At 74.0% G+C, this 13,355-nt stretch carries 13 protein-coding genes; 5 read left to right on the top strand and 8 right to left on the bottom strand.

All coding sequences use genetic code 11. The features are described 5' to 3' along the window. The first annotated feature begins 6 nt into the window (after nt 1-6). A complete protein-coding gene (locus tag GA0070603_RS30725; protein WP_139131959.1) occupies nt 7-819 on the top strand; it encodes a GNAT family N-acetyltransferase in 813 nt (270 codons plus the stop codon). 377 nt (nt 820-1,196) lie between these two features. Here the strand turns inward: GA0070603_RS30725 and GA0070603_RS30720 are convergent, their stop codons facing one another. Genes GA0070603_RS30720 through GA0070603_RS30710 form a run of 3 tightly spaced genes read right to left on the bottom strand, consistent with a single transcriptional unit; the run spans nt 1,197 to nt 4,021 of the window. After that, nucleotides 1,197-2,336, bottom strand: coding sequence for a PucR family transcriptional regulator (locus GA0070603_RS30720; protein WP_244282663.1), 1,140 nt, complete (start codon nt 2,334-2,336; stop codon nt 1,197-1,199). Beyond that, nucleotides 2,329-3,117 (bottom strand): efflux permease Rv1217c-related protein, encoded by a 789-nt coding sequence (locus GA0070603_RS30715; RefSeq protein WP_091321210.1) that lies wholly within the window; start codon nt 3,115-3,117, stop codon nt 2,329-2,331. The genes GA0070603_RS30720 and GA0070603_RS30715 overlap by 8 nt, the downstream gene beginning before the upstream one ends. Continuing rightward, the gene (locus tag GA0070603_RS30710) at nt 3,095-4,021 is read right to left on the bottom strand and encodes an ABC transporter ATP-binding protein (protein ID WP_091321208.1); all 927 of its coding nucleotides are present in this window, start codon (nt 4,019-4,021) and stop codon (nt 3,095-3,097) included. Before GA0070603_RS30710 ends, GA0070603_RS30715 begins: the two co-directional genes overlap by 23 nt. Before the next feature lie 232 nt (nt 4,022-4,253). Between GA0070603_RS30710 and GA0070603_RS30705 the strand changes: the two genes are divergently transcribed. Together GA0070603_RS30705 and GA0070603_RS30700 are read left to right on the top strand one after the other, a co-directional pair. Further along, nucleotides 4,254-4,700 carry a CBS domain-containing protein gene (locus GA0070603_RS30705; protein ID WP_091321206.1) on the top strand — a complete coding sequence of 149 codons (447 nt, stop codon included), beginning with the start codon at nt 4,254-4,256 and terminating at the stop codon, nt 4,698-4,700. Then, entirely contained in the window at nt 4,697-5,995 is a 1,299-nt protein-coding gene (locus GA0070603_RS30700; RefSeq protein WP_091321204.1) for an ArsB/NhaD family transporter, read from the top strand. The genes GA0070603_RS30705 and GA0070603_RS30700 overlap by 4 nt, the downstream gene beginning before the upstream one ends. On the opposite strand, the gene GA0070603_RS30695 is transcribed toward GA0070603_RS30700, so the two are convergent. Continuing rightward, nucleotides 5,977-7,272, bottom strand: coding sequence for a cation:proton antiporter (locus tag GA0070603_RS30695; protein WP_244282662.1), 1,296 nt, complete (start codon nt 7,270-7,272; stop codon nt 5,977-5,979). The two genes, GA0070603_RS30700 and GA0070603_RS30695, sit on opposite strands and share 19 nt — an antisense overlap. Before the next feature lie 192 nt (nt 7,273-7,464). Here GA0070603_RS30695 and GA0070603_RS30690 point away from each other — a divergent pair, with 192 nt between their 5' ends. Further along, nucleotides 7,465-8,352 (top strand): ABC transporter ATP-binding protein, encoded by an 888-nt coding sequence (locus GA0070603_RS30690; RefSeq protein WP_167544617.1) that lies wholly within the window; start codon nt 7,465-7,467, stop codon nt 8,350-8,352. Next, a complete protein-coding gene (locus GA0070603_RS30685; RefSeq protein WP_091321202.1) occupies nt 8,349-9,947 on the top strand; it encodes an efflux permease Rv1217c-related protein in 1,599 nt (532 codons plus the stop codon). The genes GA0070603_RS30690 and GA0070603_RS30685 overlap by 4 nt, the downstream gene beginning before the upstream one ends. Here the strand turns inward: GA0070603_RS30685 and GA0070603_RS30680 are convergent. From GA0070603_RS30680 to GA0070603_RS30665, 4 genes are all read right to left on the bottom strand, one after another. Further along, the gene (locus GA0070603_RS30680) at nt 9,942-10,559 is read right to left on the bottom strand and encodes a LutC/YkgG family protein (RefSeq protein WP_091321200.1); all 618 of its coding nucleotides are present in this window, start codon (nt 10,557-10,559) and stop codon (nt 9,942-9,944) included. The two genes, GA0070603_RS30685 and GA0070603_RS30680, sit on opposite strands and share 6 nt — an antisense overlap. Continuing rightward, entirely contained in the window at nt 10,556-11,965 is a 1,410-nt protein-coding gene (locus GA0070603_RS30675; RefSeq protein WP_091322465.1) for a lactate utilization protein B, read from the bottom strand. Before GA0070603_RS30675 ends, GA0070603_RS30680 begins: the two co-directional genes overlap by 4 nt. Before the next feature lie 53 nt (nt 11,966-12,018). Beyond that, nucleotides 12,019-12,792, bottom strand: coding sequence for a (Fe-S)-binding protein (locus GA0070603_RS30670; RefSeq protein WP_091321197.1), 774 nt, complete (start codon nt 12,790-12,792; stop codon nt 12,019-12,021). 151 nt (nt 12,793-12,943) lie between these two features. Continuing rightward, entirely contained in the window at nt 12,944-13,297 is a 354-nt protein-coding gene (locus tag GA0070603_RS30665; RefSeq protein WP_091321195.1) for a cupin domain-containing protein, read from the bottom strand. Nucleotides 13,298-13,355 lie beyond the last annotated feature (58 nt).

The following is a 13,355-nucleotide window of genomic DNA, read 5'->3' as shown; positions in this document are numbered from 1 at the left end:
GTCGCCATGGAACCTCCGCTCGACATCGTGCCGGCGCCGGATCGGTCCGGCGCCCCACGGTGGCAGGCCCTGGCGCCGCACGGGTCCGTGGCCGGGGTGGCCGGCCTGTGGCCGGTCACCCCCTTCGGGCTCGACTTCCTGCTGCCGACCGCCCCGGTCACGAGGCCGGGCGCCGCCGAGCTGCGGGTGTACGTGGCGCCGCGGTGGCGCCGTCGCGGCGTCGGCTCACGGCTCCTGACCGCGGTCCGGGAACAGACCGCCGTGCCGTGCCTGGTCTCCTACGTGGCCGTGGGTTCGCCGGAGGAGCGGTTCTACGCACGGCACGGCTTCTCGCACACCCGGTCCTGGCGCCACGAGCTGCTCACCTACGGCGACGTCCACCAGGCGTGGCTGGGTGAACTTGTCGACGCCGAGCACCCCGGCTACCGCCTGAGCCACTGGACCGGCGACCTGTTCGGCGCGCCTCGGGTTGAGGACCTGCTCCGAAGCCCGAGCCGGCCCGGTGACGCCGTGTGGACCGCCGCGGACGCGGACGGCGACGTGGGGGCCTACGTCGTGGCGGTCGTCGGCACGCCCTCCGGGGGCCGCGCCCACCAGTACGGACCGGTGGTGCTCCCCGGCCATCGCGGACGTCGGCTGAGCCGCTGGGTCAACGCCGCCCTGATCCAGCGGCTGCGCGAGGTCCACCCACAGGTCACCGAGATCGAAACCGCCGGCGCCGCCGACGATCGGCACCTGCTCGCCACACTCCGGCACCTCGGCTTCCGTCCGCTCCGGCGAACGTCCGTCTACGAACTGTGGGACGGCGCCCCGTCGTGAAGCGACCCCGACTGGCGCTGCTCGCCGCCACCGCGCTGTTCGCCGACGTCGTCGGCCGTCGACGGGTTCACGCCCCGTCGCGTTCCCCCCGTGGCCGGGCCGGTCGGCGTCTCCATCGCACTGCCCCACCGGTTCCCCGGTGTCGGCCGAGATGCCGGCGGGCGAGACCCGCGGCGCCGGCCGGCGCGGGCAGCCCGCGAGCCCCGCCCGGAACCGTGATCCGACCGCACGGCGACATCCGCTACCGGGTCGGGCGCCTCAGGAACGGGGAAGGCACCTCCAGGGGGCTCCCCCGCGTGATGTGGACGGTGACAGCCAGAGCATCGGCAGGACCAGCACCACGACGTACAGCACCACCGAAAGGGCCGGCACGGCATTCACGACGCGCCGGCCGCTCCTGGCCAGCCGAGCAGCCGCGCGCCGAGCACGGCGGCGTGGAGGGTGAAACGTTGGGTGGCTTCGTTGGGGTGGTAGCCGGTCAGGTGGTGGATGCGGTCGAGGCGGTAGGTGACGGCCCGTACGGAGAGGTGCATCTGGCGGGCGGTGGCCGTGTGGTTGCCCTGGTTGTCGAAGAGCACGGTGAGGGTGTCCAGGTAGGGCTGGGCGCCGCCGCGGGCGGTGGTGAGCGGGCCGAGGACGGTGGTGACCAGGTCGGTGATGGCGTCGCGGTCGCGCAGCAGGACGGGGAAGACCAGCAGGTCCGCGGCGTTGAGGACGGGCGCGCTGAAGCCGAGCTTGGCGGCGTGGTCGAGGGCGTTACGGGCCTCGTCGAGCGAGGTGGCCAGTCCGTGTACGCCGGGGTGCGGGCGGCCGACGGCCACCTGCCAGCCGTCGGCGCCGAGTTCGGCGAGGAGCAGGTGGGCCAGTTCCGCCCCGATGCCGCGGAGGCCGCCGGCGCTGATGCACACCAGGTCACCCTCGCGCAGGGTGGTGAGGGTGTTCCCCTCACCGAACCGGGCGGCGAGCGCCGCGTCGACGCGGTGGATGAGGTCGGCGGTGAGGCGGGGCGCGCGGGCGACCAGGACGGTGTGGGTGGCCGACAGGCGGATGCCGTATCGGTGGGCGCGTTCGGCCAGGCTGCCCGGCTCGGCCCGGCCGGTGAGCAGGTCGTTGACGAACGCGGTGCGTTCGGTGTCGTGACGAGCCAGTTCGGCGCGGGTCTGCTGGTGGTAGCCGTCGAGGGCGGCCACCACCACCGAGTGCGCGGTGTCCAGGAGCGCCGCGGCCCGGTCGTGGACGGCGGCCGGGGTGTCGGCGGATCCGGGGGGTGACCCGCTCCAGCAGGCGCGGGCGGCGGCGAAGACGCCGCTGACCAGGTCGTGTGGTGGCAGGTCCTGGTCGGCGGCGTGGGCGCCCAGCCGGGCGGCCGCGGCGTTCCGCTGGTCGCCGGCCGGGGCACGCACGAGGTCGTCGCAGGTCCGGGCCAGCCAGGTGTGCCCGCTCCCGGGCCGGTCCTCCCGGACGTGGCCGCGGCCGTCCCACCGCCGCCGGTGGCCGCGACGGTCCGCCTCAGACACCGACGTCGCGGCGATCGAACACGAACACCCCGACGACCGTGGTCACCGCGCCGACAGCCGCGAGGGTGAGCAGGTGTGCCGGGTGCCAGCCGGTGTGCAGCGGATCGGTGCCGATGAAGTAGTGGAACGGCGAGAGCCAGCGCATCCAGTGCCAGCCGTCGGACATGGCGCCGATGGCGTTTGCCATGTAGGTGGTGACGGCGAGGACACCGGTGACGGCCAGAACCGTCCCGCGTCTGCCGGTGGCCGCGCCGGCGACGAAGGCGATGCCGGTGAAGCACCAGGCCAGGGCGACCAGGCCGACGCCGGCGGCCGCGACGTTGGAGAGGGCGATGTCCATGCCCACCCTGGGCACGATGATCAACAGAAGGAGCGTCGGGATGGCCGCAACCACCGTGACGGCGCTGCCCGTGGCGGCGAGGCGCTGCCCGGCGAAGGCGGTACGCGACAGCGGGTTGGCCAGCAGCAGTTCCATGCCCCCGTCCTCCTCGGGCCGGGCGATCGTGCGGGCGGTCAGGGTGACCGCGCACATGAGGACGAGCAGCGGCCCGATCAGGCTGAAGATCGTCGCCTGGAGGTAGCCGGCCGGCGAGATCATGTCGGCGATGCCGAGGAAGTCCAGCATTCCCTGGGGCAGGGCGTCCTGCTTCAGCTCCGCCGCTCCCTGGAACTGGCTGTAGAAGGAGGTGTAGATGACGGTGAACACTGCGACGCCGACGGCCCAACCGATCACGGCTCGGCGGTCGTCGCGCCACGTCTTACGCACCAGCGCGGGAAACATCGCCAGCCCCTTCGGAGTGGTAGTAGAACGACAGGAAGGTCTCTTCGAGGTCCGGCTCGGCCGACAGCATGTCCACGACGTCGTGTCGGGCCGCGGCCTTGACGAGCGGGTCGAGGCGGCCGTCCACCGTGCACCTGAGCACCGGCCCGGACACCACCACGTCACTGACCCCCGGCAGCACGGCGAACTCCGCCGGGTCGACGGGATCGTCGAAGTGGATCTCCACCGACCGGATCGCCCGTTTGCCGAGCGACTCGACCCGCTCGACCGCGGCCAGCCTGCCGTCGCGGACGATCGCGACCCGGTCGGCGGTGTGCTGCACCTCGGCGAGGACGTGGCTGGACATGAACACCGTCTGGCCGCCGTCCCGGGCCTCGCGGACCATGGCCAGGAACTCCTGCTGCATGAGCGGGTCCAGGCCGCTGGTGGGCTCGTCCAGGATCAGCAGGGCCGGCTGGTGCATGAACGCCTGCACCAGGCCGACCTTCTGCTTGTTGCCCTTGCTCATGGCGCGTACCGGACGGGAGAGGTCCAGGTCGAGCCGCTCGGCCAGGTCGGTCACCTGCGACCACGCCACGCCACCCCGGGCGGCGCCGAAGAACCGCAGCAGGTCCTCGGCCTTCTCGCGGCCGGGAAACGCCAGCTCGCCGGGCAGGTAGCCGATCTGCCGGTGCAGGGCGGCCTTGTCCCGCCGCGGGTCGAGCCCGAGCACGGTCGCGCGGCCGGAGGTCGGGCGCAGGAAATCCAGCAGCAGTCGGATGGTGGTGGTCTTCCCGGCGCCGTTCGGCCCGAGGAAGCCCATCACCTCCCCGGTACGGACCTCCAGGGTGAGGCCCTCGATGCCGCGGCGCTGGCCGTAGAACTTCGTCAGGTCCTCGACGAGCACGGCGATGTCGCTTGTCATGCCTCACATCGTGGCGCTGCGCCCCGCCACCATCCAGGGCGGGACCCGGCCGAGATCGGGCGGCGGGTCCTTCCGGGATCCGGCAATCGGCACGGGGTGACCGCATGACCGGTCACCGATGTCCGGTGTACCGATGAGTTCGGGGGTGTCGGGGACTAGGGTGATCGTCGGTGTGCCGGGAAGTCTGGTCGGCGTGTGATCCGTCGCGTCCACCGATCCGGCAGGAGTCGTCGTGCGAGCCCGAGACCTGGCCGTACCCTTTCCCACCATCACCGTCGCCGCGCCGGTCCTGGAGGCGGCCCGCCTGCTGGCCGGCTACAACCTGCCCGGGCTGATCGTGGTCGACGATCGTGGCCGCCCGGTCACCGTGCTCCCCGGCACGCAGGTGCTGCGCCTGGTGATCCCCGGTTACTGCCGGGAGGACCCGACCCTGGCCCGGATGATCGACGAGCCGTCGGCGGACGTGTTCCTGCGCGGCGCCGAAGGGCGTACGGTGGCCGACCTGCTGCCGACCGAGCGCCCCGAGCCGCCGGTGGTGGAACCCCAGGCGACGGTGCTCGAGGTCGCCGCGGTGATGGCGCAGAAGCGCAGCCCGCTGGTCGCGGTGGCCGCGCCCCGTGAGCCGATGATCGGCGGCATCACCCTCGACGCCCTGCTCGACCGGATGCTCGACGCGTGACGGCGGTGGCCTGGGCGGCGGTGGCCGTCTTCACCGTCGCGTACGTGCTCATCGCCACCGAGAAGATCCACCGGGTGGCTGCCGCGCTGGGCGGCGCCGCGGTGATGTTCCTGATCGGGGCGACCGACACCGCGCACGCGTTCTTCTCCGAGGAAGCCGGCATCGACTGGAACGTGATCTTCCTCCTGGTCGGCATGATGCTCATCGTCGCCGTCCTCAGACGCACCGGGGGTTTCGAGTACGTCGCCGTGTGGGCGTCGAAGCGGGCGCGGGGCCGGCCGTACCGGGTGATGGTGATCCTCGTCGTGATCACGGCGGTCGCGTCGGCGGCGCTGGACAACGTCACCACGGTGCTGCTGATCGCCCCGGTGACCTTCCTGGTCTGCGAGCGGCTCGGCGTGCCGGCCGCGCCGTTCCTCATCGCCGAGGCGATGGCCTCGAACATCGGCGGCACCTCCACCCTGGTGGGCGACCCGCCGAACATCATCATCGGCAGCCGGGGCGGGCTGTCGTACAACGACTTCCTGATCCACCTCGCGCCGTTCGTGGTGCTGCTGCTGGTGGTGTTCCTGGGCCTGTGCCGGGTGCTGTTCCGCTCGGCGTTCCGCTACGACCCGGACCGGGCCGCACAGATCGCCGCGCTGCACGAGCGTGACGCGATCCGCGACCGCCGTCTGCTGGTCCTCGGGCTGGCCGTGCTGGGCGCCGTGACCGCCGCGTTCGTCCTGCACACCACGCTGCACCTGGAACCGGCCGTGGTCGCGCTGCTCGGCGGCCTGCTGCTGCTGGCGTTGTCGCGGCTCGACGCCGGGGAGATCAGCAGGGACGTGGAGTGGCCCACCCTGGTGTTCTTCGCCGGGCTGTTCATCATGGTCGGCGCACTTGTCAACACGGGCGTGGTCGAGCAGATCTCCCGCGCCGCGATCGGCGCCACCGAGGGCCGGTTGCTGCCGGCGACGATGGTGCTGCTGTGGGGTTCCGCGGCGCTGTCCGCCATCGTGGACAACATCCCCTACGTGGCCACCATGAGCCCGGTCGTCGCCGACCTCGTCCACGCGCAGGGCGGCGCCGGGCAGTCCCGGGTGCTCTGGTGGGCCCTGGCGCTCGGCGCCGACCTCGGCGGCAACGCCACCGCCGTCGGCGCCTCGGCCAACGTCGTCGTGCTGGGTCTGGCCGAACGTGCCGGCCAGCGGATCACGTTCTGGCAGTTCACCCGGTACGGCCTCCTGGTCACCCTGGTCACCGTCGGGCTCGCCGTGCCGTACCTGTGGCTGCGCTACTTCGTTCTCGCCTGATCGTCCGCGGCGCCGCCGTCGGCGGCGGGCTCGGCCGCTGCGACACGGCGGCCGGCGCGCGGCCCGGGCAGCGTCGCCCTCCGGCGTGCGCGGCGCAGCACGCCGTGCCAGTTCGGGGTCTCCGCGGACTCGTCGAACGCCCGGGCGATGACCACGTCGGTCGAGGAGTGCGCCAGGATCGAGATGACGATTGTCAACGCGACCAGGTGGAACACCTCGTCCGCCGCCCCGATGCCGGCCTCGAGCACCAGCAGCCCGTAGACGACCGAGGCGAAGCCCTTGGGGCCGAACCACATGGCCGCGGCCTGCTCGCGCAGGCTCAGCCCGGAACGCAGGAACGACAGCCAGAGCGCGACCGGCCGGGCCACGACGATGGCCAGCACCGCGAACAGCCAGCCGGTCCAGGGGATCTCGCCGAGGAAACCGGGTGAGATCAGCGCCCCGAAGACCAGCAGCGCGGCGAGCTTCAGCAGCTCGGCGACGTTCTCCCCGAAGTGCTCGAACGCCGCCCGCTCCCGGGGCCCGAAGGTGGCCACGGTGATGCCCGCGGCGAACGCGGCCAGGAACAGGTTGCCGTGGGTGGCCTTGCCCAGGGCCAGCACCAGCAGGCCGATGGCCACCCCGTTCAGCGGCGCGTACGCGGCCGACGCGGCGAAGAACCGGGTCCGCTCCAGGGCGATCGCGGCCAGCGGCACCAGCACCCCGATCGCCAGTCCGACGGCCAGCTCGGTCGCCAGCTCCCCCAGGTGCAGGTCGTCGGAGCCGGCCGCGACGGCCAGCAGCACCACCACGAACGGCAGCGCCAGGCCGTCGTTGACGCCGGACTCGACGTTGAGCAGGTGCCGCAGCCGGGCCGGCACCTTGTCGTTGCCCACCAGCGCGGCCGCGAACACCGGATCGGTGGGGGCGAGGATCGCCCCGATCAGCAGCGCCTCCGCCCACCCGAGCCCGGCCACGTAGTGTGCCAGCACCGCGGTGACCAGCAGCGTCAGCGGAAGTCCCCACCCCAGTGCCCGGCCGGGCAGCCGCCAGGCACTCCGCAGGTCCGCCCAGCCCACCCGCATCCCGTCGGTGAACAGCACCGCGAACAGGGCCAGCTCGGCCAGCTGCGCGACGATCGGCGAGTCGGCGCTCAGGTGCAGCACGCCGGTCGTGCCCTCGCCGAGGACGAACCCCGCGACCAGGAACAGCGCCGCGGTCGACAGGATCGTCCGGTTGGCCAGCGCCGAGACCAGCACGGCGGCGAGCAGGACGGCGGCGAAGCAGAGCAGCAGCACGGGGGAACCCTCCGGAGCGCACGGGTGAGCATGGTGCCGACCAGACTTCCCGGCGCTCCACGGATCCCGCCGATCATATCGGCCCCGGCCCGTGGGTGCCTTCCGCTGGTGGCGAACGGTGGGTACGGTGACCTGTGGTGCGCCGGGAAGCCTGGTCGGCAGTCCCTGTCCGCACACGTCGGAAGGCCCGCCGTGCCCGCACCCGCCATTCGCACCGACCGGCTGAGCAAGCGCTACGGAGCGGTCCGCGCACTCGAAGGTCTGGACCTGACCGTGAACGCCGGCGAGGTGTTCGGGTTTCTCGGCCCGAACGGCGCCGGCAAGTCCACCACCATCCGCCTGCTGCTGGGCCTCGCGCGTCCCACCGCGGGCCGGGCATGGATCTTCGGTGTCGACGCCCGCGACGTCGCCGCCGCGCACCGCCTGCTGGCGTACGTGCCGGCCGACGTGGCGCTGTGGCCGCAGCTGACCGGCGCGGAACTGCTGGACCTGCTGGCCGCCACCGGCCCGGGCGTCGACGCCGACTATCGCGCCGACCTCGTCGACCGGTTCGACCTCGACCTGTCCCGACCGGCCCGCGCCTACTCCACCGGCAACCGGCAGAAGGTCGCGCTCGTCGCCGCGTTCGCCACCCGCGCTCCGCTCCTGGTGCTGGACGAACCGACCAGCGGCCTGGACCCGCTGATGGAGTTGCAGTTCCGGCGGGCTGTCGCCGAGGCGCGCGACAACGGGCAGGCGGTGTTCCTCTGCTCCCACCAACTGGCCGAGGTGGAGGCCGTCTGCGACCGGGTGGCGATCCTGCGCGCCGGCCGGCTCGTCGACGTCGCGACAGTGCCCGACCTGCGGCGGCTGCACCGCGGCCAGATCACCGCACAGTTCACCGGTGCCGCCCCCGATCTGAGCGACGTACCCGGCATCGACCTGCTCGACCAGACGGACGGGATGCTGCGCTTCTCGCTGGCCGGCCCGCCCGCGGCGGCGCTGCGCGCCCTCGCCGCCGCCGACGTCACCGCCCTCACCGTGCGCGAACCCAGCCTTGAGGAGATCTTCCTCGACTACTACGGCCAGGCCGAACGGTGAGCACCGACCGGCAAGCCGGCCGGGCGGTGACCCGCCTCGCGGCGCGCCAGCTGCGCCGCCCGGCGCTGATCGTCGCCGCGGTGACCGCGGGCATGTCCGCCCTCGTGGTCGCCACCTACGCCCGCACCATGGGAGACACGGACGCCACCCAGGCGCTGTCCCTGCTCGCCGGCAACCCGGCGATCCGCACGCTGTTCGGCGAGCCCGTCGCCCTGGACACCGCCGGCGGGTTCACCGTCTGGCGCACCGGCACCGTTCTGGCCGTCCTCCTCACCACGTGGGGTGCGCTGGCGACCACCCGGGTGACCCGGGGAGAGGAGGAAGCCGGCCGGTGGGACCTGCTGCTCGCCGGCCGGCTCACCCCGGCCGGCGTCCTGGGCCGGCACCTCGCCCTGCTGACCGCGGCGATGGCCCTGACCGGGATCCTGCTCGCCGGGGCCCTGGTGGGCGCCGGCACACCCGCGCGGGGAGCGCTGCCGCACGCCACCGGCCTGGCCCTGGCGGGGACGCTCGCCGTGGCGGCGGCGGCCTGCGCCGCGCAGGTCTTCCCCACCCGCGCCGGGGCCACCGGCGCCAGCCTGGCGTTCCTCGGCGTCGGGCTGCTGGCCCGCATGGTCGGGGACGGCGTGCCCGCGCTGGCCTGGCTGCGGTGGCTGCCCCCGTACGGGCCGCTCGCCCTGACCCGCCCCTACCGCGACGACCGCTGGGCTCCCCTGCTCGCGCTCGCCGTCACCGCTGCCGCGCTTGCGTGCGCCGCGCTGGCCCTGGCCGGGCGGCGGGACATCCGGGCCGGGCTGCTGCGCCCGCCGGCCGGCCGGCCGGCCCGCAGGTGGCTGCTCGGCTCGGTCGGCGCCTTCGCGGTCCGGCGCGTGGTGCGGCCCTTCGCCGGCTGGTCGGCGGGTGTCGGCGCGTACTTCCTGCTGATCGGCCTGCTCGCCGACTCCCTCACCGGCTTCCTGACCGAGAATCCCCGCTTCGCCGACCTCGCCGCCCAGGCCGGCTTCTCCGGTCTCGGCACGGTCCGGGGGTACGCCGCCACCCTGTTCGCCCTGCTCGCCATCCCGGTCGGCGCCTTCGCGACCGCCCGGCTGGCCGCGTTCGCCACCGCGGAGAACACCGGACGGCTGACCCTCCTGCACGCCGGACCGGTCACCCGTGCCCGACTGCTGGCCGCCGAGGTGGCCACCACCGTGGCCGGCGCCGCCGCGCTCGCCGCCGTGGCCGCCGTCGCCACCTGGATCGGCGCGGCGGTGACCGGCGGCGGCCTGCCGCTCCTCGCCGCGCTGGCCGGCGCCGCCAACGTGCTGCCGGTGGCGCTGCTCGGCGCCGCGGCCGCCACGCTGGCGCTCGGCCTGGCGCCCCGCGCGGTCGGCACCATCGGCATGCTGCCCACCGCCGGCGGGTTCCTGCTCCAGGTGACCGCCGACAGTGTCCACGCGCCCGCCTGGGTCGGCGGCCTGTCCCCGTTCGCGCACCTCGCACCCGTGCCCGCACACGCGCCGAACTGGACGGCGACCGGCGTCATGCTCGCCGCGGCGGTCGCGGTGACGGGAGCGGGCCTGTGGGCATTCCAGCGGCGCGACCTGCGGTCATGACGACACCGCGGGCGAGGTGACGACCACGTGCAGGTTGCGGGGCCCGTGGACGCCCTCGACCCGGCTCAGTTCGATGTCGCTCGTTGCCGACGGCCCGCTGATCCAGGTCAGTGGGCGGCGGGGATCGAGCCGGGCCAGGGCGTCCGGCACGGTGGCGACGACCTGGTCGGCCCGCAGCACGCACACGTGCACGTCGGGCAGCAGCGTGATGATCCTGCGGCCCTGGTCCGGGCCACCGTCGAGCACGATGGTGCCGGTCTCGGCCACGGCGACCGCCGCCGCGGTGACCACCCCGTCCACGGCGGCGACCCGCTCCGTCGGGAGGTCGTCGTCCGGCAGCACCTCGACGCCGTCGGGCAGCCAGTGCCGGGGCAGCCCGGCCGGCACGACGACCCGCCGGCCGCCGAGCACCGCGTCGACCACGCGGGCGACGTCGGCGGCGGCGCACCGGTGCACGGTGGCCCGGTAGTCGGTGAGACGGTCCACGAACAGGTCCAGGTCGGTGGCGACCGCGCCGGCGGGCCGGTAGCCCCGGGTCACCTCGGCCGGCGCCGGCGGTGGCGCGCCGAGGGCGGACCGGAGCCGACCGAGGACGACGTCACGGGAGTTCACCGTTCGGCCCACCAGTCGCGGAAGGTCTGCGGCGGCGGGTCCGGCAGGTCGCGGCTGGCCGTCCAGCCGGACAGGGGAGGCGGCAGACCCCGCCCGCGCGGGCCGGCGAGCCGGGTCAGCCGCGCGCCGCGCTGCGCGGCCGCGTACAGCGCGGGGTGGTCCATGGTGTACGCGGCGGCGGCCATCGCCGCCGCCTCGGCGCGCGGGTGCGGGGCCTGCCCGCGCAGGTGCACCAGGATCGACGGGATGTCGATAAGCACCGGGCAGGCGTCGTAGCAGGCGCCGCAGAGCGACGAGGCGTACGGCAGGGAGGCGTTGTCGGCGACACCGGTCAGTTGCGGGGACAGCACCGCCCCGATGGGTCCGGGGTAGACCGACCCGTACGCGTGCCCGCCGGTGCGTTCGTAGACCGGGCAGACGTTGAGGCAGGCCGAGCAGCGGATGCAGTGCAGGGCCTGCCGGCCCGTCTCGTCGGCGAGCACCGCGCTGCGCCCGTTGTCGAGCAGCACCAGGTGCACCTCCTGCGGGCCGTCGCCGGGGGTGACGCCCGTCCACATCGAGGTGTAGGGGTTCATCCGCTCCCCCGTCGACGCCCGCGGCAGAAGCTGGAGGAAGACCTCCAGGTCCCGCCAGGCGGGGATGACCTTCTCGATGCCCATCACGGTGATCAGGGTCTGCGGGAGGGTGAGGCACATCCGCCCGTTGCCCTCGGACTCGACGACCGCGAGGGTGCCGGTCTCGGCCACGGCGAAGTTGGCCCCGGAGACGGCCACCCGCGTGCTGAGGAACGTCTCCCGGAGGTGCCGGCGCGCGGCGGCGGCCAGGGCCGCCGGCTCGTCCGTGAGCCCCGGGTCGACGCCGGGCATCTCGCGCAGGAAGATCTCCCGGATCTCGGCCCGGTTGCGGTGGATGGCCGGCACCAGGATGTGGCTGGGCCGGTCCCGTCCGAGCTGGACGATCAGCTCGGCCAGGTCGGTCTCGACCGGCTCGATGCCGGCGGCCTCCAGGGCCTCGTTGAGGCCGATCTCCTGGGTGGCCATCGACTTGACCTTCATGACCCGGTCGGCGCCCGTGGCCCGGACCAGGTCGGTGACGATCCGGTTGGCCTCGACGGCGTCGGCCGCCCAGTGCACCGTGCCGCCGGCCGTGGTGACCGCCGCCTCCAACTGTTCGAGCAGCTCCGGCAGGCGGGCCATGGTGTCGGTCTTGACCGCCCGGCCGGCCTCGCGCAGCTCCTGCCAGTCCGGCACCTCGCCGATCACCGCCCCCGACTTGCCGCGGATGGTGGTGGTGGCGTGCCGCAGGTTCCGGCGAAGCTGGGCGTCAGCCAGCGCCCGCCGGGCCGCGGCGGGGAACGGCTCGTCGCCACGCAGGTGCCCCACTCCGGGCGGGGCGGTCGCCGGCATGCCCAGGAACGTGGTCCCGCGTCCGGCGGCCCCGGCCGGCCCGCCCGGGGCGGTCACCGGGCCACCCCCGCGACGTCCCGGCCGGCGCCGCGGGAGTCCACCTCGGTGCTGGCCAGGATCTCCGCGAGGTGCACCGTCCGCACCCCCGCCCGGAGCCGGGACAGCCCGCCGCCGATGTGCAGGAGGCAGGAGGCGTCCCCGGCCGTGCACACGTCCGCCCTCGTGGTCAGCACGTTGCGCATCTTGTCCGCCAGCATGGCCGTCGAGGTGTCCGCGTTCTTCACCGCGAACGTCCCCCCGAAACCGCAGCACTGCTCCGCCTGCGGCAGCTCCACCAGTTCCAGGCCGCGCACCGCGCGCAGCAGCCGCAGCGGCCGGTCACCGACCCGGATCATCCGCAGTGAGTGGCACGTCGGGTGGTACGTCACCCGGTGCGGGAAGTAGGCCCCGACATCGGTCACCCCCAGCACGTCGACCAGCAGTTCGGACAGCTCGTGCGTCCGCGCGGCCACCTCCTCCGCCCGACTCGCCAGCCGCTCGTCGCCGGCCCGGCGCGCCACCGTCGCGTGCTGGTGCCGCACGGACCCCACGCACGAGCCGGACGGCGCCACCACCACGTCGTACGGGGCGAACACCCGCACGTGCCGGCGTACCAGGCGCAACGCCTCGTCCGGGTAACCGGTGTTGACGTGCATCTGGCCGCAGCACGTCTGCCCCTCGGGGAAGACCACCTCGTGGCCCAGGCGCTCCAGCAGCCGCACCGTCGCCTTGGCCGCCTCGGGGAACAGCGTGTCGGCGAGGCAGGTCACGAACAGTGCGATCCGCATCCTCAGCCACCCGTCCGGGGTCTCGCGCCGGAGGGCCCGCGGCGCCGGCGTCCCGCCCCTGCCCCAGGATGCTACCGAGGAACGGCTCAGGCCGGGTCCGTCGTGGGTGTCGAGAAGGCCGGCGAGGAGGCCGTGGACACGCCCCGCTGGGTCAGTGGCACTGCGTCACCAGCGGCTCGTTCTCGTCGACGAGGTACGTCGACAGCATCATGGTGGTGACGTCGGCGGTGACGTTCCGCGCGTTGTGCACGACCCCGGGTGGGATCAGGAAGGGCTGCCCGGCGTGGACGGTCAGCGTGGGCCGGTCGTCGAACTCCATGGCGACCGTGCCGTGGATGAGGAAGCCCACCTCCTCACCGGGGTGTTTGTGTCGGCCCGACGCCGACCCCACCGGGATCTCGAACAGCGTCTGGACGATCAACCGGCCCGGCACCGAGGCCGGGTGCCGCTGCAGCTCGGTACGCCGGACGGCCGGCGGTTCCGCGACACCGGGAGGGTGCGACATGTCCGTCTCTCCTGTCCTGTCCCGTGGCTCGCCGGCGGTCCACCGAGGATGGCAGGCG

Source organism: Micromonospora chersina, from assembly GCF_900091475.1.
GTDB classification, from domain to species: domain Bacteria; phylum Actinomycetota; class Actinomycetes; order Mycobacteriales; family Micromonosporaceae; genus Micromonospora; species Micromonospora chersina.
Note: the sequence above shows the minus strand (reverse complement) of the source record. Positions and strands in the feature narration are given on the sequence as shown.